Genomic DNA, 25,238 nt, shown 5'->3' on the forward strand with positions numbered 1-25,238 from the left:
AACATCGGGAATGGAAGAGTTTCGGTTCGATACGGCGCAACGGGATGGCGACACGATCGGAGATTTCGCCTACCGGCGCCTCCGGTCGCATATCGTCAACGGCCAGCTCCAACCCGGCCAGAAGCTGAAGCTCGACCACCTGCGCGATGTCTACGGCGCCAGCGTCACCACCCTGCGCGAAATCCTCAACCGCCTGGCGGTCGAGGAACTGGTCACGGCGGAAGGCCAGCGCGGCTTCCGCGTCTCCGGCGTCAGCGATGCCGAGCTCCATGACCTCGCCGATCTGCGCACGCTGCTGGAATCCCACGCCCTGCGCCAGTCCATCCGCCTTGGCGATCTCGACTGGGAAGCCGCCGTCGTCGCCGCCCATTACAAGCTCTCGGTGCTGGAAAGACGGCTGATGCAAGACCGCGAGTCCGTCGTCGAGCAATGGGTCGCCTGCGACTGGGGTTTTCACAACGCCACCATCTCGGCCTGCCGCCAGCCGGTTCTGATGCGCACCTACGCCTCTGTCTTCGACCGCTTCGCGCGCTACCACATGCTGGCGTTGAACTTCCGGGGCGAGGGCGTGTTCCGCGACCACGTGGCCTTGCGCGACCTCGTCATCGAACGCCGCGCCGACGAGGCGGTTGACCTGCTCACCCGCCACATTCAAAGCGGGGTCGAGCATATCAAGTCCAGCGGCGGCTTCGGTTGATCCTTCAGCCCCGCGCCAGCTCCGCCAGCTTCCGAACCGCGAACTCGTAGCCCCGGATTCCGAACCCCTCGATCTTGGCCGTCGCGGCCTTCGAGACATAGGACAGGTGCCGGAACGCGTCGCGCCGGAACAGCGGCGAAATATGCACCTCGATGATCGGCCCCTCGAAGATCAGCAGGCTGTCGAGAATGGCGATCGAGGTCGAGGTGAACCCCGCCGGGTTGATCAGGATCCCGGCCCGCGTCCCGCGCGCCTCCTTGATCCACTTCATGATCTCCGCCTCGCTGTCGCTCTGCCGGAAATCGATCTCGACGCCTTCCTCCTGCGCCGTCCGCCGGCACAGCGCCTCGACATCGTCAAGCGTGTCGTGCCCGTAAACCTCGGGCTGGCGCGTGCCCAGCATGTCGAGGTTGGGGCCATTGATGATCAGGATGGTGTCGGTCATCGGGGTCTCCGTATGTCAGCCCTTGTAGCCGTAAAGCCGCGGCAGCCAGAGCACGAGGTCTTCGAGGAAGGTGATCAGCCCCAGCCCGACGATCATGATCGCAAGGAAGGGCAGCAGGTGCCGGATCGTCTCGCGGATCGGCGAGCGGGTGATCGAGCTGACCACGAACAGCAGCAAACCGTAGGGTGGCGTTGCCAGCCCGATCATCGTGTTCACCACCACGATCACCCCGAAATGCACCGGGTCCACCCCGAGCGCCACGGCGGTCGGCAGGAAGATCGGCACGATCACCAGCAGGATCGCGTTGGCCTCCAGCAGGCAGCCCAGCACCAGCAGCAGCGCGTTGACCATCAGCAGGAAGGTGATGCGCGTGAGTTCCGTATCGCCGAGGAAATCGCGGATCACGTTCGGCACCTGCTCGATCGTCACCACGTAGTTGAAGGCCAGCGCCCCCGCGATCAGGAAGCCGACCCCGGCGGTCGACTTGGCGCTCTGCCGCACCGTCTCGTAGGCTTTCCGCAAGGACACCGAGCGGTAAAACACCGTCGACACGATGAAGGCATAAAGCGCGGCCAGCGCGGCGGCCTCCGTGGGCGTGGTCACGCCCCCGTAGATCCCCACCAGAAGGATCACCGGCATCAGCAGCGCCGGCACCGCGCGCAGGGTGATCCCCGGCAGCTCGCGCATCGGCACCGGCTCTTCCACCGGGTAGTCGTGGATGCGCGCCTGCCAGCTGTTCATCGCCATCAGCAGAACGCCCAGGATCAGCCCGGGCGCGACACCGCCCAGGAACAGGAACCCGATCGACGTGTCCGACACCAGCGCGAACAGCACCATCGGGATCGACGGCGGAATGATCGGCCCGATGATCGCCGAGGCAGCGGTGATGGCCCCGGCATAGGAGCCCGGGTATTTCCCGTCCTTCGTCATCAGGTTGATGATGATCCGCCCCATGCCCACCGCATCGGCGATGGCCGACCCGGACATGCCCGAGAAGATCAGCGAGGACACCACGTTCACGTGCCCCAGCCCCCCGCGGAACCGCCCCACCAGCGCCCGGCAGAAATCCAGCAGCTTGTCCGACAGCGAGCCGACATTCATCAGGTCGGCGGCGAAGATGAACAGCGGAATCGCCAGCAGCACGTAAGACCCGTAAAGCCCGGTCAGCATCTGCTCGAAGGCAATCGACATGTCCTGCCCCTGCAACAGCAGGTAGAACACCGAACTTGCCAGCATCGCGTGCCCGATCGGCAGGCCGACCAGCGCGGTGGCGATGATCATGGCGACGGTCGCGCCGAACTCCCAGCTCATGCCTCGCCATCCTCGCGGCTGGCCGCCTCGGCGGCGGTGGCGGGCGCATCCTGGCCCTTGGCGGTGGTCCAGAGGATCCACAGGTACCGCAGGATCGACGCGACCGAGAAGATCAGCGCGATGGAATAGACCCAGTTGAACGGAATATCGAGGTAAGAGGTTTCCTGGATCTTCATGAAGGTCACGAAATCCCACAGCGCGGGCAGGGACCACATGTAGATCCCCACGAGGAAGACCGAGAAGATCATCCGGAACCAGCGCCGGACCGACGGCCTGACACTGCCATAGACGATGTCGAAGCGGATCTCGTCAGCCTCGGTCGCCGAGACCGACTGCCCCCATAACAGGATCCACAGCCAGGCGATCACGCAGACCTCGACGGTCCAGCCCACCGGGCTGTCCATCACGTAGCGCATGAAGACCTGGATGATGAAGCAGACGAACATCGCCGCCAGAAGGATGGCGGGCACCGCGTCGGCCAGTTGGCGCGCGTGTTTCACAAGGCGGGAAGACGTGGTCAATTTCGGCCCCCGGCGGCGCCGGGCCCGCGTATCCCGCAGGTCCGGCGCCGTGGTTGGATTGAGGTGCGGCGCTTACTCGGCCAGCGCGTTGATCGCGTCCAGCATACCCTCGGGCCAGCTCGCGGCGAACTCGGATTCGAGGTATTTCTGCTGCGCATATTCACGGAACGCGTCGCGGTCCGGCTCGTAGACCTTCAGCCCCTCGTCCTTGAAGAACTGCACAAGCTCGGCCTCGCGGTCGAGGTGGCGCTGCGTGCTCTCGGCAATCGCCTCGTCCACCGCGGCTTGCAGCGTCTCCTGCTGCTCGGCCGAAAGCTCGTTCCACAGCTCGGCGCTGATCGCCAGAACGTCGAAGCCGATCAGGTGATTGGTCAGCACGATCTGGCTCGTCACCTCGTAGAACTTCATGTTGTAGTCGTTGGGCAGCGGGTTGTCCTGCCCGTCGATCGCCCCGGTCTGCAGCGCGGTATAGACCTCCGCATAGGCCAGCGGCGTCGGGTTGGCACCGATCGCCTCGCCCAGGAACTGCCAGGCGTCGCCACCCGGCATCCGCATGGTGATCCCGTTCAGGTCCTCCGGCGTCTGCACCTCGATATCCGGTGCAAGGTTCACTTGCCGCGCGCCGAAATAGACCGGCGCCAGCACGTGAATGCCCGCCTCCTCGGCCATGTCGGTAAGCTGCTTGCCGACATCGCTGTCGAACGTGGCCTTCAGGTGATCGGCATCGCTGAACAGGTAGGCCGAGGTCACGATCGACCATTCGGGGATCTGCTCGGCAATGGTCTGGGGCGCGATCAGCCCCATCTCGAGGTTGCCGCGCTGGATGGCGGTCATCTCGGTGCCCTGCGCCACGAGGGTCGCGCCGTTGAACACCTGCATGTCGAACGTGTCCGACACCGCTTCGGCGATCTTGGCGAAGGCCTCGGCGCGGATGTCGTTGTCCGACACGACCGAGGACAGGCGCAGCGTGGGTTTCTCCTGCGCAAGGGCCGTGCCCGGCACGGCCAGCGCGGCCGTGGCGGAAAGCGCGACCGCAAGCGCGGTGCGGCGGGTGAAGTTGGTCATTGGTTTCCTCCCTTCGTTGATGTCACCGGGAACCGGTGGGCTCGTCGTCAATTTTATAGGACATTTTTCATAATGTCCTACGTATTCTGCATGGCGGGCATGCCTTTCGGCGGCTGCAACCGTTTCAGGGCAGCAATGCGGAACGGCGCGTTGGGCGCGCCATAGCCCGCGTATCCGCCCCGCCGCTCGACGATCTCGAAGAACATCTGCCCGGCGAACGGTTTCGAATAGAGCTGGAAGAACTCCCCCTGCTCATCCGCGTCGTAAAGGATGCTCGCAGCCCGCATCCGCTCCAGCATCCCCGGCTCAAGGTCGAACCGGGCCGCGAGGTCGTCGAAATAGTTGGGCGACAGCGGCAGCGCCTCGAACCCCTTCGCCTTCAACGCCTCGGCGGTGGCAAAGATATCCTCCGTCGCCAGCGCCACGTGCTGGATCGTTGCGCCCAGCCCCTCGGCCAGGAACGACCCCGCCAGCGTCTTGTGCGTCTCGGCCCCGTTCAGCGTGATCCGCGCCTCGCCCCCCGGCGCGGCAATCGCCCGGCTCCGGATCAGCCCGTCCGGGTCGACCACGTCGACCATCGGCGCCTTCTGCATGTCGAAAAGCGTGGTCCAGAAAAGTGACCACGACAGCATCTCGTCATAGCTCATCGTCTGCGCGATATGATCGACCCGTGTCAGCCCGGCCTCAGCCGCGGCCTCGCCCTCGGGCAGGAACTCCACGTCCCACACCTCCGACAACGCGCCCTCGTCGATGAAATGCATCACGCTGCCGCCCAGGCCGCGAATGGCGGGGATCGGCATCTCGCCGGGCCCCAGCGGCTGTGAAAACGGCTTCGCCCCCAGCGCCTCGGCCCGCGTCACCGTATCGCTGGCCGAGCTGACCGACAGCCCGATATCGCAGATCGTCGTGCCCCGCACGTTCCACGCATTCGCCGCATGGCCCGTCGTCTCGGCATTCAGCACGATCCGGATGCCGCCCTGCTGCCACAGCGTCACCGCCTTCGACACGTGCCGCCCGGTGCGGCGGAACCCGAGGCTCCACAACAGCCCCTCAAGCTTCTCCAGACCCTCGCCCTGCGCGGCGAACTCGAGGAAGGCCGTGTCCCGCACGCTCACCGGCGCGGGCAGGGCGGGCATGTCCTGCTCCGCCTCCGGCTCCTGCCGCCGCACCTCGTCCATCAGCGAGATCAGCGACCGGTAGCCATCCCGCGCGATCGTCTGCGGGCTGCCGCCCCGGAACTGGTCGTTGAATATCTCCAGGCTCACCGGCCCGGCATAGCCCGTCGCCATCACCGCCCGCATGAAGGCCGTCACTGCCAGGTCGCCCTCGCCGGGCATGTTCCGGAAATGCCGCGACCAGTAGAGCAGGTCCATGTCGATCAGCGGCGCATCGGCCAGCTGCACGAAGAAGATCCGGTCGCCGGGGATCCGCCGGATCGTCTCGGGGTCGATCCCCCGGGCCAGCGTGTGAAAACTGTCGAGGATCAGGCCGACGTTCGGGTGGTCCGCCCGCCGCACGATCTCCCACGCGTCGCGGTGGTCGTTCACGTGCCGGCCCCAGGCCAGCGCCTCGTAGCCCACGCGCAGGCCGCGCTTCGCCGCCATCTCGCCAAGCGCGGCGAAATCCGCCGCCGCCCGGTCGATCCCGCCCAACGCCTCCGGATGCACCGACGAGCAGATCAGCATCAGCTCGCAGCCCAGCTCCTGCATCACGTCGAACTTCCGCTCCGCCCGCTCGAACGCCTTGGCGCGCAGCGCCTTGGGCAAGCCTTCGAAATCGCGGAACGGCTGGAACAGCATCACCTCCAGCCCGCACTCCCGGATCCGCCGGCCCACGGCGGCGGGGCTGCGGATATCGGCGATGAAATCCTGCTCGAATATCTCGATGCCGGTGAACCCGGCCTCGGCAATCGCCTCGATCTTCTCCTCGAGGTTGCCCGAGATCGAAACGGTGGCGATCCCCGTCTTCATGCCTGCTCCCCCTCGGGCGGCGCCAGCCGCTGAAACGTCTGCCGCATCCGGTCCGGGTCGGCCGTGCGCCCGGTGAACAGCTCGAAGGCCCGCACCGCCTGGAACACCGCCATGCCAGCCCCGCTCAGCACCCGGCACCCCGTGCCGCGCGCCGCCTTCAGCAACTCGGTCTCCAGTGGGAAATAGACGATATCGGCCACCCAGTGCCGCGGTTGAAGCAGGGCAGGGGAGACCGGCGTGCCCGGCAGCTTCGCCATGCCGACAGGCGTGGCATTGACGATCCCGTCCGCCAGGCCCACCGCCCGCGGCACGTCTTCCACCGCCTCGGCGGGCATCCCGATTGCCCCGGCCAGCGCCGCCGCCGCGCCGGGGCGGGTATCCGCGATCATCAGCCGGTTCACCCCCAGGTCGGCCAGTGCGAACCCCACCGCCGCGCCCGCGCCCCCGGCGCCCAGCAACAGCACCCGGTCCATCGCCGCGCTCTGCAGCCCGCGCCTCACGCTTTCGGAGAACCCCCGGAAATCGGTGTTGTGCCCGAACCGCCCGCCATCGCGGAACACCACCGTGTTCACCGCGCCGATCCGTTCGGCCGCCTCCGACACGCCATCGAGATGGTCCATGACGGCCTGCTTGTAGGGAAAGGTGACATTGAGCCCGGCAAACCCGTCCGCCTCGGCCCGGTCGAGGATCGCGGCAAGGTCGTCCCCGGCCCCCGCATCGCTGTCAAGCAGGACATACCGGCAGCGCAGCCCGTGCGCCGCGGCCTCGGCCTCGTGCATGGCCGGCGTCCGCGACAGCTGGATGCCACGGCCCACCAGCCCCAGTCGCAGCATCGGCTGGTCCGTCTCCGGGCGTCCGTCCTGTGAACCGTCGAGATGCATGGGCGCGTGGACCTCCCCTTCCACGACTCTCCCCGGCAAAATGTTCCGGACGGTACAATTCGTCAAGCAAAAATGTACTGACTTGTTCATTTCGGGTGTGATATGCCTCCCGCGGGGAGGGGCGCATGGCCTTGAAAACAGAGACCGAGCGGCGCAGCTGGCGCCAAGATCCCGAGGCGGTGAAGCGCGACATTCTCGCCGTGGCGCTGTCGGAGTTTGCCGAGAACGGCCTCTCCGGTGCCCGGGTCGAGACAATCGCCTCGCGCACCCGCACGTCGAAGCGGATGATCTACTACTATTTCACCGACAAGCTGGGCCTTTACACCGCGGCGCTGGAAGCCGCCTACATGAAGGTGCGGGAAGGCGAGGCCGCGCTCGACCTCGGCGGTCTGCCCCCGGCCCGGGCCCTGGCGCGGCTGGTGGCCTTCACCTTCGATCATCACCGCCGCAACCCCGACTTCATCCGGATGGTCATGATCGAGAACATCCACAACGCCGAGAATCTCGTGGCCTCTCAGGTCATCCGGGACATGAACGTGGCGGCCATCGACAAGCTGGAAGACATTTGCAAGCGCGGGCAGGAGGACGGCACCTTCCGCCAGGGGCTCGATCCGGTGGCCCTGCACTGGCAGATCAGCGCGGCGAGCTTCTTCAACGTCTCCAACCGGCCGACCTTCAACGCCATATTCGGGCCGAACCTGTTCACCGGGACCGCGCAGGCGGACCTGCGCCGGCAGATCGTCGAAAGCGTGCTCGCCATCGCCCTGACCCCGCCGGCACTCACGGAAATCCGGGCCGAGATCGCCGGCACGGCCGCCCCCGGCCTCTCCGGCTGAGACGGCAAGCGCGCGGCCCGGATCACCCGGGCGCGTGCCGTCAGTCACTTGCTCCTTGTATGTCAACGGTCTATTGTCAACACCGGGTTGACCGCCACCGGCGAACTTGAAGATAGCGAGACGGAATATGGGTAGCAAAATCGAAGCCAGATCGCTTGTGGAAGCCGTGACGGAACGTCTGGAAGCCTCGATCATCAGCGGTGATCTCGAGCCCGGAACGCGCCTGCGCGAACAGGTGCTGGCCAAGGAATACGGCATCAGCCGCGGCCCCCTGCGCGAGGCCATCCGCCGGCTCGAGGGGCGCCGCCTTCTCGAGCGCAAGGCCAATATCGGGGTCAGCGTCGTCGCCCTGTCGCTGCGCCGGCTCGACGAGCTTCTCAAGGTCCGCGAGGCGCTCGAGGGCATGGCCTGCCGCCTCGCCGCCGAACGGATCGAGCAGGACGAGGTGGACCAGATCCGCAAGCTGCTCGACGAACACGCCCTGCGCGACGAGGTGCTCTCGGGCGAGGGCTATTACCAGCAAAGCGGCGATTTCGACTTTCACTTCCGCATCGCCAAGGCCTCGGGCAACGAGTACCTGATGGACATGATCTCGGGCGATCTCTACGACCTCTTGCGCATCTACCGCTACAAGTCGTCGACCATGACCGGCCGGGCGGTGCATGCGCTGCGTGAACACGCCACCATCGTCGACGCGCTCGAAGCCCGCGACCCGGATGCCGCCGAAGCCGCGATGCGCACCCACATCGCCAACGCCCGCAAGCACGCCATCCTCGCCATGGAAACCGCCGCGAAGAAAGAGGCGGACAAGGCCGCGCAGGACACGGCCGGGGGCTGATCCGGCCGAACCCGCCCGGTCAGCCGCGCAGCGCCGCGATCAGCGTGTCAACGCTACCGCCCCCCAGCCCGACCACCGCATCGCGGATCGCCCGGGCGCGGCCCTCGTCCATCGCCAGCCCGGTGTTCTGAAGGAACTTCTCCGTCGTCTCCTCCAACGTCATCTTGCGCTCACCGGCCCCGCTGTTCACCGGCACGTGCCGGACCAGCTCGCGACCGTCTTCCAGCCGCACGCGCACCCCGCCCGAGAAATACTCCGGAAACCGCGTCTCCGGGTCGGCATGGCAGCTACAGCGCCGCGCCAGCGCCTGCGTCTCGCCATCGGCAATCGCCGCGTCGGTCAGGTCGGCCAGCCCGAACCGCCCCTTCAGCAGGGTCGAGGCCACCACGAATGGCGCGCTGAACTTGGCCTCGTACTCGTTCTTCGCATGCCGCTTGTGCTCGATCGGCTCGGCCACGATCTTCAGCGTGTCCTCCGGCAGGTAGATATCGACCTCCGCGATCCCGGCGCCGCCGATCTCATCGCGCAGGTCCAGCGCGGCATCCGCCGCCCCGTGGATGAAATGGCACACCGGGTAGGGCTTCAGCGCGGTGTCGGCCATCATCCAGCTCTCGCCCAGCCCCTCGGTCAGGTAGGCCATGTCGACATGCGCGGCGTGCTCGTGCAGGTGCGTGTCGAACAGCCCGAACCGCCCCTCGAAGGCGCGCGTCGGCCCCACGAACCCATGCCGGGCCAGCGTCGCCGCGGTGATTCCGCCCGCCGCCGCCCAGCCGGGATGCAGCCGCTTTGTCCACGCCCCTTCCTCCAGGAACACCTGGATCCCCGAGGCGGTGCTGGCGGCGATGCCAAGCGCATTCACGTGATCCGACGCCGCGGCGCCCATGATCCGGCCCGCCGCAAGGGCCGAGCTGAAATGCGCCAGAACCCCCGTCGCGTGAAAACCGGTATGGTGGAACCCGCCCTTGACCGCCGCCCCCAGCCGGATCGCCGCCTCCATCCCGATGCAGAACGCCGCCAGCGTCTCGCGCCCCGACAACGCGCGCTCCTCGGCCAGCGCCAGCACCGCGGGCAGCACGGCCGCGGTCGGATGCACGATCGCCTGCAAATGCGTGTCGTCGTAATCCAGCCCGTGGATCAGCACGCCGTTCGCCATCGCCGCGTCCCGTGGCGCCGCGCGGAACGCCCGGCCGATCACCGTCGCGCCCTTGTCCCCGCCGCTCAGCTCCTCCACCGCCGCCAGGGTCGGCCCGGCAAAGGGAAACACGGTCGAGGCCACGGCAAGGCCAAGCCCGTCAAGGATGTGGATCCGCGCCCGCTCCAGCACGGTTTCGGGAATGTCCTCGTACCGAAGCGTCGCGGCAAACTGCGCCAGCGCGTCCGATGGGGTGCCGACCTTGCCGGCCTGCGGGGGCGTCATGGTGTTCACTGGGGCGTCCTTTGTCATTGTCCGGTGGGCTCACTCGGTCGGATCGGCATCGAGCCGCACGATGCCCTCGGCGCTGCCCGACAGCGGGTAGCGCTCCAGCACCAGCGGGTCATGCCCGGGCACGATATGCTGCGGCGACGAGGACAGTTCCTCCAACACGGTATAGCCGTTCAGCATGTCCGCCACGTCGACGACCACGGGGAAGGGGGCGTGGTTCTGGAAATTCTCGTAGTAATGCGCCGCGTCCGAGGCCAGCACCACCCAGCCCCGCCGCGTCCGCACCCGCACCACCTGAAGCCCGCGCGAATGCCCGCCCGTCCAATGCACGCTCAGCCCCGACGCCAGCTCGCGGCTGCCGTCGTGAAAGCACACGCGCCCTTCGAAGACGCGCTTGACCATGTTCTGCACGTCGGCCACCTCGAAGGTATGGTTCAGCGTGTGGTGGCACATGCAGGGCCCGGTGGCATAGGCCATCTCCTTTTCCTGGAGATGGTACTTCGCCTGCGGGAACAGCTCGTGATTGCCGGCATGGTCCCAGTGCAGATGCGTGACGATCACGTCGCTGACCGTGGCCGGGTCGACATCGACGGCCGTCAGCCCCGCCTCGACAGGCCGCCAGACCTTGCGGTTCCGCCGCGCGGCCGTCGCCGGGTCGAAGCCCGTGTCGATCACGAAAGTGCCGGCCTCTCCCCTCACGACCCACAGGAAGAAATCCAGCGGCATCGGCCCGTCATGATCGTCGAGCTTGATGAAATTGTCCGACCGCTTCCGGTCCATCGAGGCATACTTGATGGCGTGTATCTCGTAGGTCGACATGCGTTCACTCCCTCCTGTTCGGCCCGTTCAGCCCTGTGACTGCCGCCACCGGATCAGCCGTTCGATCCCCTCCTCGATGCTGACCTGCGGCTGCCAGCCGATCATCTCGCGGATCTTGGTGATCGAGAAGTCCAGCTCGCTCGACGTCGTCACCCGCACGGCGCCCTCCTTGTCGCCGTATTCCGGCGTCAGGTCCGAGCCCACGATGCCGGCCACGATCTCGAACAGTCGGTTGAGGTTGGTGGCGGTGCCGGTGGCAACGTTGAAGCTCTCGCCGGTCACGTCGCTGTCCATCGCCATCAGGTTGGCGCGCGCCACGTCGGCCACGTGGATATAGTCATGCACCTCCGAGCCGTCGCCGGGAATCCTCGGGCGCTCGCCGGCCACCAGCTTGTCGTAGGTGTCGATGATGTAAAGCGCGTTCACGCCCCGGTAATGCTGCCGCTCCCCGTAGACCGTCGCATAGCGAAGCGACACCGACTGCACGCCGTAGCGATCGGAATAGAGCCGGCCAAGCTGCTCGCCGATGATCTTGGTCGAGCCGTACAGCACGCCCGGCGGGGTCATCGTGTGGAACCGGAAGGGGCGCGTTTCGTCGATCTCGCCCGGCTCCGGGTCGCCATAGGCCGCCACCGACGAGGAAAAGACCACCTTGCGCACGCCCCGGTATCGCGCGGCCTCCAGCACGTTGGCATGGCCCAGCGCGTTCACCGTCAGGCCCAGCGTCGGGTTGGCGCTGAAGGGCAGGGTCAGGAACCCGGCGATCGCGAAGATGCCGTCCACCCCGTCAAGCGCGTCGAACAGCTCGTTCACCCGCGTGATGTCGCCCCGCACAAGCCGCACCTTGGGGTTTTCAAGCAGGTGCCCGATCATGTCGTTCGAGCCCAGCGAATAGTTGTCGAACAGGATCACTTCCTCGGCGCCCGCCTCCAACAACTGCTCCGCCACGTGGCTGCCGATAAGGCTCACGCCGCCGGTGACCATGTATTTCTTGCCGGAAATCGTCATCTTTCTCTCTCCCAATCGGCCCGCCCGGGGCCCTTCAGTTCTTGATGGCAAACGGGTCGCTGGCCGTGCCCGACCAGTCGATCATCACGTTCTTCTGCACGGTGAAATCCAGGATCCCCTGCTCGCCGCGCTCGCGGCCGAAGCCGCTTTCCTTGGTGCCGCCGAACGGCGCCTGCGCGGCGACCATCCGGTAGGTGTTCACCCAGACACCGCCGGTCCTCATCTGCGGCACAAGGCGCATCGCGCGGTTGATGTCCCGCGTCCAGATCCCGGCGGCCAGCCCGAAGGGGATGTCGTTGGCGATCCTCACCGCCTCCTCCTCCTCCTCGAAGGGCAGGATCGACAGGACCGGGCCGAAGATCTCGGTCTGCGCGACCGTCATGTCGTTGCGCACGTCGGCAAAGATCGTGGGCTCCACGAACAGCCCGTCACCCAGCGCCTCGCCCCTTGCCCGCCCGCCACCGGTCAGCAGCCGCGCCCCCTCGCTCTTGGCGCCCTCGATGGCGGCCATGATCCGGTCAAGCTGCGGCCGGTTGGCCACCGTGCCCATTTCCGAGGCCGGGTCGAGCGGGTCGCCCAGCCGGATGGCCTTTGCCCGCTCCACGAGGGTCTCCGTGATCCGCTCGTAAAGCCCGCGCTGCACCAGCAGGCGCGAGCCCGCGACACAGGTCTGCCCGGTGGCCCCGAAGATCCCCGCCAGCGCGCCCACCGTGGCGGCCTCCGGGTCGGCATCGTCGAAGATGATGTTCGGGGATTTCCCGCCCAGCTCCAGCGTGACGGGCTTCAGGTTCTGCCCCGCCGCGGCGGCGATCCGCCGGCCCACGGCGGGCGAGCCGGTGAAACTGATCTTGGCAATGCCCGGATGCTCGACCAGCGCGGCGCCGGTGTCCCCGGCGCCGGTCACCACGTTGACGACGCCGGGCGGAAGCTCGGCCTTCTCCAGCAGCCGGCACAGTTCCAGCGTCGAAACCGAGGCATGCTCCGACGGTTTCACCACCACCGTGTTCCCCGCCGCCAGCGCCGCCGGCAGCTTGTTGCAAAGCAGCGTGATCGGCGAGTTCCACGCGGTGATCAGCGCGATAACACCATACGGCTCGCGCCGCGTGTAGTCGAAGACATGCGGGTTATCGAGCGGGATGACACTGCCGTATAGCTTGTCGGCATAACCCGCGAAGAACCGGAAGAGGCGGGCGGCGAACAGCATCTGCGACGACGTCTCGCGGATCACCTTGCCGTTGTCGGTCGATTCGAAGACCGCCATCTCGCTGGCATGGTCGACGATCACGTCGGCGATTCGGTTCAGGATCAGCGCGCGCGTCGCGCCATTGGTGGCGGCCCAGCCCGGCTGCGCCTCGGCCGCCGCCGTCACGGCCGCGTCGACGTCGCTCGCATCGGCCTCGCCAAGCTGTGCCCATGTCTTGCCGGTGAAGGGGTTCACGGCATCGAACCGGCCGCCCGCACGCGGCGCCACCCATGTCCCGCCGATGAACAATTCATAAGGTTTCATTCTGTTCTCCGCCTCTCCAACGCGGCCAAACTGAGCCGCGGCAGCAAAAATGTCAACAGTTGACGCCATGTGTTTTTGCCGCCATAAAGACGCTGGCTGCACCAAGCCAGATGCAGTGACGAAAAAGGGAGGATAAAGGTGAAAACATCATTGTTGACATTGAGTGCATCGGCCATCGCGCTGGGCACGTTCGCAAGCGCCGAAACCATGACGGTCGGCCTTGTGGCCCCGCTCTCGGGCGGCGGCGCGGCATGGGGCAACGCCATGAAGGGCGCGCTCGAACTGGCGGTCGAGGATATCAACGGGGCGGGCGGGCTCGAGGTCGGCGGCACGACCTACGAGATCTCCATCGCCGCCTATGACAGCCACTACAACCCGAACGACGCGGTGACCGCCGTGAACCGCCTGATCTACGAGGACGAGGCCGCCTTCATCGTGGGCCCCCTCGGCTCGGCCCCGCTCGCCGCGCTGGTGCCGGTGACGACCGAGAACAAGAAGATCACAGTCACCGGCGGCTTCACCCCCATCGCCATGGCCGAGGAGCACCCCTATTCGTTCCGCGCCGTGCTGCCTACCCAGATCTACGGCAACCCGCAGATCGCCTACGTGGTCGAAAAGCTCGGTGCCAAGAAGGTCGGTTCGCTCTTCCCCAATGACGAGACCGGCCAGACCATGGCCAACGACATCTCCACGGGCTACGAGGCCGCCGGCGCCGACGCCTCTGCGGTGGACTATTACGAGCGCGGCCGCGTCGATTTCGTCCCGCTCCTGACGCGCGTGATCGCCCAGGGCATCGACACGTTCGAGCTTGACGGCTCCCCGCCCCAGACCGCCGGCCTGCTGGTCCGCCAGCTCCGCGACCTTGGCTTCGAGGGCAACATCGTGCGCACCGGGGGCGACGCCACCAACGACATCCTCGCGGTCGCCGGGCCCGAGGCCTCCGAAGGGCTTTACGTCCACATGGAATACGACGGCTCGCTCGACTCGCTTGCCGCCTACGAGACCCGCTACATCGATGCCTACGGCGGCACCATGAACGCCTTCAGCCCGCTCTTCTACACGACGATCAACATGATCTTCGAGGGCATGAAGGCGGCCGGCACGGTCGAGGACAGCGACGCCATCGTCGCCGAGATGGCCAAGCTGACCGATTTCGAGGGGCCCGCCGGCAACGCCAACTGGATGGGGCAGGAGGTCTGGGGCGTCATGCGCCAGCAATACATCCCCTACGCCATCGGCCAGGTGACCGACGGCACCCCCACGGTGATCGCCACCTGCGACCTCGAGAAATGCGAGTAGCACAGGCGCGGTGAGGTGACAGCCTCGCCGCACCCCCACCGGTCGAACCGACACGAACTGCGGAGCAGACGATGGACATGATGACGCTCCTGATCCAGGCCGGTGTGAACGGCCTGGTGATCGGAACGATGTACGCGCTGATGGCGATCGGCTTCACGCTGGTCTTCGGGATCATGCGCGTGGTGAACTTCGCCCACGGCGAATTCTACATGATCGGCAGCTTTATTGCCTTCTTCACCTACGCCCAGTGGCAACTGCCCTTCGTCGTCACGATCCTCGCGGCCGTGCTGCTGGTGGGGGTCGTGGGCGCGCTGGTCGAATGGGCGCTGATCCGGCCGCTGCGCGGGGACGAGCTGACCGGCATGATCGCCACGCTCGGCATTTCCGTGGTCATCCAGAACACCGCCCTGATGTATTTCGGCGCCTCGCCCCGGCCCATGCCCGACGTGATCTCGGGCCTCGTCCGGGTTGGCCCGGCGGTATTCTCGTGGTCGCGGATCTTCGTCATCATCGCGGCGGCCCTGGTGATCGGCGCCTTCTGGCTCTTCATGCAGAAATCGCGGACGGGACGCGCCATGCGCGCCGTCGCCCAGGACCGCGAGGCCGCCCTGATCCAGGGCATCGACGTCGAGAAGATCTTCCCGCTCGCCTTCGGCATCTCCGTGGCGCTGGCCGCCGTAGCCGGCGCGATGATGGCCCCGGTCTTCTCGGTCTCGCCCTTCGTCGGCGTCACGCCGATGCTCAAGGCCTTCATCGTGGTCATCCTCGGCGGTCTCGGCTCGATCCCCGGCGCCGTGCTGGGCGGGCTGCTCCTCGGCATGATCGAAAGCTTCGGCGCGACGCTGCTGGGCGCCATGGTCGCCGACATGCTCCAGCTCGCGCTCGTCATCGCCATCCTGCTCGTGCGGCCCTCGGGCCTGATGGGCCGCAAGGAGGCCTGAATGAATACCACGGATACAACCGTCGCCCCGCCCGCACCGAAAAGCCGCGCCTCGGCCAGCGGCCTCTGGACACGCCTCGCGCTGGTCGCGGCGGCCTGCGTCGCGGCGGGCTTCACGCCGGGGCTGCTGCCCAACCTCTTCTACGTGCACATCGCCAACCTGACCCTCATCAGCGGCATCTTCGCGCTCAGCCTCTGGATCATCTACTCCGTCGGCCAGCTCTCGCTCTGCCACGCCGCCTTCGCGGGGCTGGGCGCCTATTGCTCGGCGCTGCTGTCGCTCCGCCTCGGGGTGCCGCCGGCCCTCTCTCTGGTCATCGCGGGGCTCTTCACGGCGACCATGGCGGCGCTTCTGGGCGCGGTGATCCTGCGGCTCCGCGGCGTCTACTTCGTGCTCGTCACCTTCCTTTTCGGCCAGATGTTCACCCTTCTGGCCCTCAACTGGCAGGACGTGACCAACGGCGCCAACGGTCTGATCAGCATCGCGCCGATCAAGCTTCTCGGCATAAGCTTCGGGCCCCGCTCGATGTTCTTCTACCTCGCCTTCGCCATGTTCATGGCGACCCTGCTCTTCACCTGGGCCCTCAGCCGGTCGACCTTCGGGCGCGCCTTCAACTCGATCGAGCAGAACATCGACCTCGCCGAAAGCTGCGGCATCGACACCGCCCGCTTCCAGGTCATCGCCTTCGCCATCGGCAGCGGCATCGCCGGGGTCGGGGGCGCGCTCATCGCCCATTACATCCGCTACATCTCGCCCGACACCTTCACCTTCCACAACTCGGTGGCCTACATCACCATGCTGGTGGTCGGCGGCCGGTCGATCTTCTGGGGCGCGGTGGTGGGCGCGGCCTTCCTGACCCCGCTGCCCGAGTTCCTGCGCGATTTCGAGGGGCTGCAGCACATCATCTACGGGGCGATCATGGTGCTTGTCCTGCGCACCCTGCCGGGCGGGCTGATCTCGATCCCCTCAACCCTTCGCAGACTGACGGGAGGCGGCAAATGAGCATCCTGCTTGACGTCAAGGACGTGGCCAAGCGGTTCGGCGGGCTGACCGCGCTCAAGGACGTCACCTTTTCCGTGGCCGAGGGCGAGATCGTCGGCCTGATCGGCCCCAACGGCGCCGGCAAGACGACCTGTTTCAACGTGATCAGCGGCACCCTCCCTCTGTCGGACGGACGCATCACCTTCCAGGGCCAGGACATCGTCGGGCTGCGCCCCAACCGGATCATCCGAATGGGGCTGGCCCGCACCTACCAGGCGACAAGCGTCTTCCCGCACTCGACCGCGCTCGAGAACGTCATGCGCGGCGCCTTCTGCCGGAGCGAGGACACGTTCCTCGGCTCGATGCTGGCCACCCGCGCCTCGCGCGAGGCCCAGTCGAAAGAGCGCGATCGCTGCATGGCGATCCTCGACCGGGTCGGCATCGCCCATGTCCACGACCACCTCGCCGGCGCCTTGCCCTATGGCTACCAGCGGCGGCTGGGCGTTGCCATCGCGCTCGCCTCCTCGCCGAAGGTGATCATGATGGACGAACCCGCCGCCGGGCTGAACCCCGAGGAAAGCATGGCCATGGGCCAGCTCATCAGGGACATCCATACCGACGGGCAGGTCAGCGTGCTGATCGTCGAACATGACATGAAACTCGTGATGGGCATCTGCGACCGCATCATCGTCCTCGATCACGGCGAACAGATCGCCGCCGGAAGCCCGAACGAGGTCCGCAACAACCCGCAGGTGATCGAGGCCTATCTCGGAACGGAGGTCGAGGCATGACCGCGCTATCCCTTCAGGACATCCGAGTCAGCTATGGCCCGATGGCCGCCCTCCACGGCCTGTCGATGGATGTGGGCGAGGCCGAGATCGTGGCGCTCATCGGCTCCAACGGCGCGGGCAAGACGACCACGCTGCGCGCCATCATGGGCCTGACCCCGCCCGACAGCGGCGCCATCTCCTTCGACAACCGAGACATCTCCGGCATGCGCCCGCCCGCGGTGGTGGGCCTGGGCATCGCGCTCTCGCCCGAGGGCCGCCGCGTCTTTCCGCAGATGACGGTGGAAGAGAACCTCCAGCTCGGCGCCTACCTCAAGCCCGACAAGGCCCAGGCGAAAGCCTCGATGGAGCGGGTCTACGGCTACTTCCCCCGCCTGCTCGAACGGCGCACCCAGATGGCGGGCTCCATGTCCGGCGGCGAACAGCAGATGCTCGCCATCGGCCGCGCCCTCATGGCCCGGCCCCGGCTCCTCCTCCTCGACGAGCCGTCGCTCGGCCTTGCGCCCATCCGGGTACAGGAAATCGGCCGCATCATCGAGGAGATCAACCGCGAGGAAGGCATCTCGATCGTGCTGGTGGAACAGAATGCCAGCATGGCCCTGCGCCTCTGTCACCGCGCCTACGTGATCGAAAGCGGCTCCATCGCCCTGCAGGGCAGCGGCCGCGACCTCGCCGCAAGCGAACATGTCCGGAAGGCCTATCTCGGCATCTGAGCCGCCCCCGGACAAACCAACCAGAACCGCCGCCATCCGGGCGGCGCCGAACAAGGAGAGATCAATTGAGCGACTATGACGTGATCGTCGTCGGCTGCGGCAACGCGGCCCTCTGCGCGGCCATCTCGGCGCATGAGAACGGGGCCAGGACACTGGTCCTCGAACGCGCCCCCGAAGACGAGAGGGGCGGCAATTCCTACTTCACCGCCGGCGGCTTCCGCTTCGCCCACGAGGGGCTCGAGGACGTCACCGAGGACATCCTCACCGACCTCTCCGACGACGAGCGCGAGCAGATCATCCTGCCGCCCCACAGCCGCGAATTCTTCATGGACCAGATGCGCGAAGTCACCCGCTTCCAGTGCGACGAGGAACTCGCCGGCCTGCTGGTCGACCGTTCCCGCATGACGATGGGCTGGCTGCGCAAGCACAACATCCGCTTCGTGCCCATGTTCGGCCGCCAGTCCTACCTCGTCGACGGCAAGCACCACTTCTACGGCGGCGTCAACATCGAGGCGGTCGGCGGCGGGGCAGGGCTTGTCGAGGCCGAGATCGCCCGCGCCGAGAAGCTCGGCATCGAGATCCGCTACGGCCACGCCGCCATCGGCCTCCTGCAATCGCAGGACCGCACCGTCACCGGCGTGAAGATCCGCACGAAGGAGGGCTATTCCGAGATCAACGCCAAATCCGTGATCCTCGCCTCCGGCGGGTTCGAGTCGAACGCCGAGATGCGCGTGCGCTACCTCGGGGTCGGCTGGGATCTCTGTCGCGTGCGCGGGACCCGCCACAACATGGGCGAGGGCATCAAGATGGCGCTCGAGATCGGCGCCAAGCCCTACGGCAACTGGTCTTCCTGCCACTCCTGCGAATGGGACATCTCGGCCCCGCCCTATGGCGACCGCTGGGTGCTCGACAACTTCCAGAAGCACTCCTACCCGCTGGGCATCATGGTCAACACCAATTGCGAGCGCTTCGTCGACGAGGGCGCCGATTACCGCAACCTGACCTACGCCAAGTACGGGCGCGAGATCATGGCCCAGCCCAACCGAACCGCCATCCAGATCTTCGACCAGCAGACCATCCACCGCCTGCGCGACGAGTACCGCATCCGCGAGGTCACGAAAGCCACCTCCGACACGATCGAGGGCCTCGCCGAACAGCTCGACCTCGACCCCGAGAAGCTGGCCCGCACGGTCCGCGAATACAACGAGGCCTGCCAGGGCGGCGACTACAACCCCTCCATCCTCGACGGCGTCGGCACCCGGGGCATCACCCCGCCCAAAAGCCACTGGGCCCTGCCGATCAACGAGCCGCCCTACGAGGCCTATGTCTGCACCACCGGCATCACCTTCACCTTCGGCGGGCTGCAGATCAACACGTCGGGAGAGGTGCAGGACATGACCGACCAGTCGATCCCCGGCCTCTACGCCGCGGGCGAACTCGTCGGCGGCCTCTTCTACGAGAACTACCCCGGCGGCACCGGCCTGATGTCCGGCTCGGTGTTCGGCAAGCTCGCCGGCGAAAGCGCCGCGGCCTATGTCGGCGCGTCCTCCGGCAATGTTCAGAAGGTCTCCTGATCGCCGGTCCGCGTCACATGAAGCGGCCCGGGCAGGTCTGCCCGGGCCGTCATGCCGTAACGGCACAATTCGCGTCGCAACAGGGCAGGGGCCCCTCAGCCGCCGGGCAGGCGCACGAACCCCTCGAACAGCGTCCGCGCCGTGCGATAGATCACGCCCTTGCGCGCCGTGACTTCGCCGCCGGTGGTCTCCACCTCGGCATCCACCACGATCACGCCCGAAGGGTGCGCCACCGTGATCGCGCCGTCTCCCGCCTTGCAAAGCGCCCCGGGCACCGACCCGGGCACGCGCGCCGCCACCGCAAGGCAGATCGCCCCGGTGATCGGCACCGCCCGGTGCGGCTGCTCCATCGAGATCATCCGCACCCCCAGCGACATCTCGCCCGCCCCGATGATCTCGCCCGACAGGGTCGTCACATCGGCCGGCGCCGCCACGATGGCGACCTTGGGAACGCTCGGGATCTCCGCCGCGCCCGCAAGGTCCGCCGCCATGCCCATCCGCACCGACCCGGCACAGCGCAACGCCTCCATGTCCGCCATGAACGCCGTATCGGCGGCCAGCGCCCCCGGCGTCTCGCCCCCGGTCTTGCCCAGGTCCGCGGCGGCCACGAAAACGCAAGGGTTCGCCGCATCCACGAGGCTCGCCCGTACCTTTCGCCCGTCGGGCAGGGCCAGCAGGTCACAGGCAGTCCCGCTCGGCAGCAGCCGCCCGGTCCGCGCGCCCCCGGGCTCGAGAAACTCCAGCCGGATGGGCGCCGCCCGCCCCGCGACACCGGCAATGGCCATGTCGCCCGCGGGCGCCAGCAATCCATCTTCCACCGGGAACCGCGCCACGATGATCTTCCCCGTGTTCGTGTTGTGGATGCGCACCCGCGCCTCGCCCGTCTCCGGCGCCGCGACAAGACCCATCTCCAGCGCCGCGGGCCCCATGGCGGAACTCATGTTGCCGCAATTGCCCGCGTAATCCACCGTCGCCTTGTCGGTGCCGATCTGCGCGAAGGTATAGTCGATATCCGCATCGTCCCGGCTCGGCGGCCCGATCACGCAGACCTTCGACAGCGAGGATATGCCGCCCCCCATCCCGTCAAGCTGCCGCCCGTTCGGGTCGGGCGCGCCCATCGCCCCGAGGAACAGCGCGTCCCATTCCCCGCGCTCGGCAGGCAGGTCCTTCACATGGAACACGAGGGCGTTCGACGTGCCCCCGCGCATGAACAACGCCGGCAGTCTGCGGTGTGCCATCATCCCATCCCCGGTCTGTCAGGAGCCGTCGTACCTGTCCGCCAGCGTATCGAACTCGTCCTTGCCCACAAGCCTCTGCCGCTCGGCGAAACTCGCCAGCCGGTCCGACACCCCGTCAAGCGACCCGGTCCGCCGCAAATGGCCCAGCACGTCATGCATCGCCCGGACCGAGGCCTGAAGCGCCGCGTTGGCATACAGCACCAGCGAGAACCCGGCATCGCTCAGCGCGTCGGGCGTCATCATCGGGGTCTTTCCGCCGAAGACGAAATTGATCAGCTGCGGCGCCGGAAGCTGTCCGATGGCGCGGATTTCCTCCTCGTTCTCGGGCGCCTCGACAAAGATCATGTCCGCCCCCGCCTCGATCATCCGGTGCGCCCGCTCCATCGCCGCCTCGAACCCCTCGATCGCCCGAACATCCGTTCTCGCGATGATCATCGTATTGCCGTCGCGCCGCGCATCGAGACAGGCTTTCAGCTTCCCCACGAACTCCTCCGTCGGGATCACCGCCTTGCCGGCGAAGTGCCCGCATTTCTTCGGAAAGACCTGGTCCTCGATCTGGATCGCGGCGGCCCCCGCACGCTCCAGCTTGCGCACGGTGTTGTAGGCGTTCAGCGCGTTGCCGAAACCCGTGTCCATGTCGACGATCAGGGGCAGGGTGCAGACATCGCTGATCCGCGCCGTGGCCTCGACCACCTCGTTCGACGTCACGAAACCGAGATCGGGAAGCCCCAGCGACATGTTGGTAAGGCCGGCCCCGGTAAGATAGGCCGCGCGAAACCCCAGGTCTTCGACAATGCGCGCCGTCAGGGCATTGGGTGCGCCGGGCAGGACAACCGCGTTCTTCTCCGCGACCAGCGCCCTGAGGACACTCCGGCGATCGGCGAAATCCGTGTCCCGACCCGTTTCCGGGGCACGTCGGGTGTCGTCCGTCACAGCGTTGTTCATCGTGTCTGAATCCAAATTGCGGTTACCGGACACTATGATGGCCGGAACAGATATGTCAACTGTAGACAGTTGAAGGTTTCACCCGCCACCGCGCCCTCTGCCCGCCGATGTCATCCCCGGCCCATTCGCTGGTCTACGGGCTCTATCACGATTTCGGCCGTAGCATCCCCTGCGGCGAGGTCCCGTCGCAGCGCGCGCAAGGCGCCGGCAGCGGTTATGGCCAGCGCTACATGGTCTACGGGCGCATCCATGCCGGGCAGCAGGCGGCGATCGGCGTCTATTCCGATTCCGTGGTCGTGACGGTGCATTACCAGGGTGGCGGGGCAGGGGGCCGCACCGACCCCGCACCGACGCGATACCGACAAGATACCGACGTGGTACCAACATTGCGAAACCCCTATGCGGGAGCCGACCACGGCCCGCTGCCGCATCCCATGTATTAACCGCAGTTCAGAAAAGAATTCCGCACTGCGGAAGGAACGTTCCGGTATTTCGCTTTACAGTCCCCCCATTCGCGGCTTGTTTTGAAACCGATCCGGCACCGCGGCCAAGGGCCCTTCGCCCCCGCCGCCGCCGAACCAAGGGAGGAACCTGCAAATGACCTATTTCAAACAGACTTTCTGTGCCGCCGCCATCCTGGCCGCGGCCGCCGTCCCGGCCCGCGCCGAGACCCTGACCATGCTGTCGAGCTGGGACGAAAGCTACAACGCCGTCCCCGTCTTCGCCCAAGGGTTTGCCGAGAAACTGGCCGAGAACTCCGGTGGCGACCTCACGGTCGAGCTGCGCGGCCCCGAAACCGTCTCGCCCTTCGAACAGCTTCAGCCGGTCTCGGCCGGCCTCTTCGACATGCTCTTCACCCACGGCGCCTATCACCTGGGCGAGACCGCCATGGCCTTCGGCATGGACGCGGTCACCGACGACCCCGAGGCGCGCCGCGAAAGCGGCATCTACGACGTGATCGACAGTCACTACAACAAGCGCAACCTCAAGCTCATCGGCGTCTTCTCGGCCGCCTCCGGTTATCACATCATGCTGCGCGAGCCCATCGGCGAGGACGGCGCGCTCGAAGGCCGCAAGATCCGCGCCTCGGGCACCTACCATGACCTCGTGACCGAACTTGGCGGCTCCGTCGTCACCCTGCCGGCGTCCGAGATCTACTCCTCGCTCGAACGCGGCGTGGTCGACGGCGCGGCCTGGCCCGTCTTCGGCGCGATGGACTACAAGTGGTACGAGGTCGCCGACTACATGACCCGCCCCACCTTCGGCGTCACCAACCTGTCGCTGTTCATGAACCTCGACACCTGGAACGGTCTGAGCGAAGATCAGCAGCAGATGGTGGTCGACACCGCCACCACGCTGGAAGTCGAAGGGCGCCTGCACTTCGAGGACCTGTGGGAGAAGGAAGACAAGGCCATGCAGGAGGCCGGGCTCGAAATCACCCAGTTCGGTGACGAGACCGCCGAGAACGTGAACGCCATCTTCGCCGCCGGGATCTGGAAACAGGTCGAGGAGAAGGCCGGCGAAGACGGCACGGCGTTCCACGAGCTCGCCGTCGAAAAAGGCCTGACCGCCGAGTAAACCGGCCCGACCCCGGGAGGAGCAACACCGGATGAAACGCCTCTGCCGCGTCCATGACGCGATCACCGGCGCCACGTTCTGGGCGGCGTCATTCGGGGTCCTCTACCTCACCCTCGTAACGGCCGGAGAAGTCTTCGGCCGTTACGTCCTGGCCTCGCCCTCCGACTGGTCGCCCGACACGGCGGCGGTGGCCTTCGGCCTGATCACCTTCCTCGCGGTGCCGTACCTGACATGGAAATCCGGCCACGCGTCGATGGATTTCATCGTCAACGCGGTGCCCCGGCGGGTGTCGGTCGGCATGATGCGCCTCAACTACGTCATCGGCTTCGCCGTCTGCGCGCTCTGCGCCTGGGTCGGCGGGGTCGAGGCCGCGCGCCAGATCTCCTCGGGCGTCATGATCGTCTCGGTCACGCCCATTCCCAAATGGGTCGTCTTCGTGCCGCTGGTCTACGGGCTGGCCAACTCGGCCCTCTATTTCATCCGCCATTTCGTGGCGACGTTCGAAAGATCGCCCGACACAGACAAGGGAGCGCCGACGTGGAGTGGTACGTAATTCTCGGCAGCGTGTTCTTCCTGCTGCTGGCGCTCTTCCTCATGGGGTTGCCGATCTTCCTGTCCTTCCTGCTCATCAACGTGGGCGGGCTCTACATCCTGACGGGCGACATCAAGGGCGTGCTGCTGGTGGTGAACTCGATGTTCAGCACCTCGACCAGCATCTCGCTCGCCGCCATCCCGCTATTTGTCCTGCTGGGGGAGCTGCTGTTCCGCTCCGGCTCGGTCAAGATCATCTTCGACGCGGTCGACGCGCTGGTCGGCAATTTCCGCGCCCGGCTCTACGCGGTCAGCATCGTGCTCTCCACCGTCTTCGGGGCGCTCTCGGGCTCGGCCATGGCGGTGGCGGCGATGATGGGCTCCTCGCTCCTGCCGGAAATGCAGAAGCGCGAGTATGACCGCAGCCTGTCGATGGGCACCATCCTTGCCGGCGCCAGCCTCGCGCCGATCATCCCGCCCTCGGTCATGGCCGTCGTCCTCGGCATCCTCTCCAAGGTCTCGATCTCGGCCCTGCTGGTCGCGGGCATCCTGCCCGGCATCCTGCTCGCCACGGCCTTCCTGCTCTACACCATGGTCCGCGGGTTTCTGAACCCCAACGTCGCGCCGCTCGCCGAAAGCGCCGAGCGCCCCTGGTCCGAACGCGGCCGCACCGCGCTCCGCGCCGCGCCGTTCCTCCTGATCATCGTCACCATCCTCGGCCTCATCCTCGGCGGCATCGCCACGCCCACCGAGGCCGCCGCCAGCGGCTGCGTCGCCGCCGCCATCATCTGCGCCATCTTCGGCAACCTGCGCCTGTCGTCGCTGATCGAGGCGCTACGCTCCACCGCCATGATCACCGCGATGATCATGATCATCATGGTCTGCTCGGTCTCCTTCAGCCAGCTCCTCAACTTCACCGGCGCCACCTTCGAGCTGGTCAAGCTGGTGTCGGCCCTGACCCTGCCGCTGGTGCTGATGTTCATCATGCTGCAACTGCTGCCCTTCGTGCTGTGCATGTTCATCGACCAGATCGCGCTGATGATCATGCTGGTGCCGATCTACCAGCCGATGATCGGCGCGCTGGGCTTCGACCCGATCTGGTTCTGGACCATCTTCCTGATCAACATGTCGATCGGGGGCATCACGCCGCCCTTCGGCTACACGCTCTTCTCGCTGCAGGGCGCCTCCGACGGCATCCCGATCCAGGCCGTCTACCGCTCGGTGCTGCCCTTCATCGCGATCTTCATCGCCGTCATCGCCGTGCTCGCGCTGGTGCCGGAGATCATCCTGTTCCTGCCGTCGCTCCTGTGACGGCCCCACACTTCCGGA

Annotated in this window: 25 protein-coding genes; 13 read left to right on the forward strand and 12 right to left on the reverse strand. The window is 66.7% G+C overall.

What is annotated here, in order from left to right; translation table 11 throughout:
- Positions 1-10 precede the first annotated feature (10 nt).
- Positions 11-697 (forward strand): GntR family transcriptional regulator, encoded by a 687-nt coding sequence (locus tag QUV18_RS18115; RefSeq protein ID WP_300895498.1) that lies wholly within the window; start codon positions 11-13, stop codon positions 695-697.
- A 4-nt stretch (positions 698-701) separates the two neighbouring features.
- On the opposite strand, the gene QUV18_RS18120 is transcribed toward QUV18_RS18115, so the two are convergent.
- The 6 genes from QUV18_RS18120 to QUV18_RS18145 form a co-directional block, all read right to left on the reverse strand.
- The gene (locus QUV18_RS18120; RefSeq protein WP_300895499.1) at positions 702-1,142 is read right to left on the reverse strand and encodes a type II 3-dehydroquinate dehydratase; all 441 of its coding nucleotides are present in this window, start codon (positions 1,140-1,142) and stop codon (positions 702-704) included.
- 15 nt (positions 1,143-1,157) lie between these two features.
- Entirely contained in the window at positions 1,158-2,453 is a 1,296-nt protein-coding gene (locus tag QUV18_RS18125; RefSeq protein ID WP_300895500.1) for a TRAP transporter large permease, read from the reverse strand.
- A complete protein-coding gene (locus tag QUV18_RS18130; protein ID WP_300895501.1) occupies positions 2,450-2,953 on the reverse strand; it encodes a TRAP transporter small permease subunit in 504 nt (167 codons plus the stop codon). The genes QUV18_RS18125 and QUV18_RS18130 overlap by 4 nt, the downstream gene beginning before the upstream one ends.
- 93 nt (positions 2,954-3,046) lie before the next feature.
- Positions 3,047-4,039 carry a TRAP transporter substrate-binding protein DctP gene (dctP, locus tag QUV18_RS18135; protein ID WP_300895502.1) on the reverse strand — a complete coding sequence of 331 codons (993 nt, stop codon included), beginning with the start codon at positions 4,037-4,039 and terminating at the stop codon, positions 3,047-3,049.
- A 77-nt stretch (positions 4,040-4,116) separates the two neighbouring features.
- Positions 4,117-6,009, reverse strand: coding sequence for a sugar phosphate isomerase/epimerase and 4-hydroxyphenylpyruvate domain-containing protein (locus tag QUV18_RS18140; protein WP_300895503.1), 1,893 nt, complete (start codon positions 6,007-6,009; stop codon positions 4,117-4,119).
- Positions 6,006-6,914 carry a shikimate dehydrogenase gene (locus QUV18_RS18145; protein ID WP_300895504.1) on the reverse strand — a complete coding sequence of 303 codons (909 nt, stop codon included), beginning with the start codon at positions 6,912-6,914 and terminating at the stop codon, positions 6,006-6,008. Before QUV18_RS18145 ends, QUV18_RS18140 begins: the two co-directional genes overlap by 4 nt.
- 101 nt (positions 6,915-7,015) lie before the next feature.
- On the opposite strand from QUV18_RS18145, the gene QUV18_RS18150 reads away from it, so the two are divergent.
- On the forward strand, positions 7,016-7,726 hold the full coding sequence (locus QUV18_RS18150; RefSeq protein ID WP_300895505.1) for a TetR family transcriptional regulator: 711 nt from the start codon (positions 7,016-7,018) through the stop codon (positions 7,724-7,726).
- 127 nt (positions 7,727-7,853) lie between these two features.
- Positions 7,854-8,564, forward strand: a complete 711-nt coding sequence (locus QUV18_RS18155; protein WP_300895506.1) for a GntR family transcriptional regulator — start codon at positions 7,854-7,856, stop codon at positions 8,562-8,564.
- 19 nt (positions 8,565-8,583) lie between these two features.
- Here QUV18_RS18155 and QUV18_RS18160 read toward each other — a convergent pair whose 3' ends face one another.
- The 4 genes from QUV18_RS18160 to QUV18_RS18175 are packed head-to-tail and all read right to left on the reverse strand — an operon-like array spanning position 8,584 to position 13,321.
- Positions 8,584-9,981, reverse strand: coding sequence for an MmgE/PrpD family protein (locus QUV18_RS18160; RefSeq protein ID WP_300895507.1), 1,398 nt, complete (start codon positions 9,979-9,981; stop codon positions 8,584-8,586).
- A 39-nt stretch (positions 9,982-10,020) separates the two neighbouring features.
- Positions 10,021-10,806, reverse strand: a complete 786-nt coding sequence (locus QUV18_RS18165; RefSeq protein WP_300895508.1) for an N-acyl homoserine lactonase family protein — start codon at positions 10,804-10,806, stop codon at positions 10,021-10,023.
- A gap of 27 nt (positions 10,807-10,833) precedes the next feature.
- Positions 10,834-11,814: an NAD-dependent epimerase/dehydratase family protein gene (locus tag QUV18_RS18170; RefSeq protein WP_300895509.1), complete on the reverse strand. Its 981-nt coding sequence runs from the start codon at positions 11,812-11,814 to the stop codon at positions 10,834-10,836.
- A 34-nt stretch (positions 11,815-11,848) separates the two neighbouring features.
- A complete protein-coding gene (locus tag QUV18_RS18175) occupies positions 11,849-13,321 on the reverse strand; it encodes an aldehyde dehydrogenase (protein ID WP_300895510.1) in 1,473 nt (490 codons plus the stop codon).
- A gap of 138 nt (positions 13,322-13,459) precedes the next feature.
- Here QUV18_RS18175 and QUV18_RS18180 point away from each other — a divergent pair, with 138 nt between their 5' ends.
- The 6 genes from QUV18_RS18180 to tcuA all read left to right on the forward strand — a co-directional run bounded on the left by QUV18_RS18180 (position 13,460) and on the right by tcuA (position 19,617).
- On the forward strand, positions 13,460-14,620 hold the full coding sequence (locus QUV18_RS18180; RefSeq protein ID WP_300895511.1) for an ABC transporter substrate-binding protein: 1,161 nt from the start codon (positions 13,460-13,462) through the stop codon (positions 14,618-14,620).
- 71 nt (positions 14,621-14,691) lie between these two features.
- Positions 14,692-15,561 (forward strand): branched-chain amino acid ABC transporter permease, encoded by an 870-nt coding sequence (locus tag QUV18_RS18185; protein ID WP_300895512.1) that lies wholly within the window; start codon positions 14,692-14,694, stop codon positions 15,559-15,561.
- The gene (locus QUV18_RS18190; RefSeq protein ID WP_300895513.1) at positions 15,562-16,563 is read left to right on the forward strand and encodes a branched-chain amino acid ABC transporter permease; all 1,002 of its coding nucleotides are present in this window, start codon (positions 15,562-15,564) and stop codon (positions 16,561-16,563) included.
- Positions 16,560-17,333 (forward strand): ABC transporter ATP-binding protein, encoded by a 774-nt coding sequence (locus tag QUV18_RS18195; protein ID WP_300895514.1) that lies wholly within the window; start codon positions 16,560-16,562, stop codon positions 17,331-17,333. Before QUV18_RS18190 ends, QUV18_RS18195 begins: the two co-directional genes overlap by 4 nt.
- Positions 17,330-18,043: an ABC transporter ATP-binding protein gene (locus QUV18_RS18200; protein ID WP_300895515.1), complete on the forward strand. Its 714-nt coding sequence runs from the start codon at positions 17,330-17,332 to the stop codon at positions 18,041-18,043. Before QUV18_RS18195 ends, QUV18_RS18200 begins: the two co-directional genes overlap by 4 nt.
- Before the next feature lie 65 nt (positions 18,044-18,108).
- Entirely contained in the window at positions 18,109-19,617 is a 1,509-nt protein-coding gene (tcuA, locus tag QUV18_RS18205; protein WP_300895516.1) for an FAD-dependent tricarballylate dehydrogenase TcuA, read from the forward strand.
- 95 nt (positions 19,618-19,712) lie between these two features.
- Here the strand turns inward: tcuA and QUV18_RS18210 are convergent, their stop codons facing one another.
- Both QUV18_RS18210 and QUV18_RS18215 read right to left on the reverse strand, forming a co-directional pair.
- On the reverse strand, positions 19,713-20,855 hold the full coding sequence (locus QUV18_RS18210) for a PrpF domain-containing protein (RefSeq protein WP_300895517.1): 1,143 nt from the start codon (positions 20,853-20,855) through the stop codon (positions 19,713-19,715).
- An 18-nt stretch (positions 20,856-20,873) separates the two neighbouring features.
- On the reverse strand, positions 20,874-21,800 hold the full coding sequence (locus QUV18_RS18215) for an oxaloacetate decarboxylase (protein WP_300895518.1): 927 nt from the start codon (positions 21,798-21,800) through the stop codon (positions 20,874-20,876).
- Between the two features lie 107 nt (positions 21,801-21,907).
- Here QUV18_RS18215 and QUV18_RS18220 point away from each other — a divergent pair, with 107 nt between their 5' ends.
- The 4 genes from QUV18_RS18220 to QUV18_RS18235 all read left to right on the forward strand — a co-directional run bounded on the left by QUV18_RS18220 (position 21,908) and on the right by QUV18_RS18235 (position 25,220).
- Entirely contained in the window at positions 21,908-22,243 is a 336-nt protein-coding gene (locus QUV18_RS18220; protein WP_300895519.1) for a spore coat protein U domain-containing protein, read from the forward strand.
- A gap of 154 nt (positions 22,244-22,397) precedes the next feature.
- A complete protein-coding gene (gene dctP / locus QUV18_RS18225) occupies positions 22,398-23,378 on the forward strand; it encodes a TRAP transporter substrate-binding protein DctP (RefSeq protein ID WP_300895520.1) in 981 nt (326 codons plus the stop codon).
- Positions 23,379-23,409: 31 nt separating this feature from the next.
- Complete coding sequence (locus tag QUV18_RS18230; protein ID WP_300895521.1) at positions 23,410-23,931, forward strand: TRAP transporter small permease; 522 nt, start codon at positions 23,410-23,412, stop codon at positions 23,929-23,931.
- A complete protein-coding gene (locus tag QUV18_RS18235; RefSeq protein WP_300895522.1) occupies positions 23,916-25,220 on the forward strand; it encodes a TRAP transporter large permease in 1,305 nt (434 codons plus the stop codon). The genes QUV18_RS18230 and QUV18_RS18235 overlap by 16 nt, the downstream gene beginning before the upstream one ends.
- Positions 25,221-25,238 lie beyond the last annotated feature (18 nt).

It is taken from the genome of Roseovarius sp. (genome assembly GCF_030373445.1).
GTDB lineage: Bacteria > Pseudomonadota > Alphaproteobacteria > Rhodobacterales > Rhodobacteraceae > Roseovarius.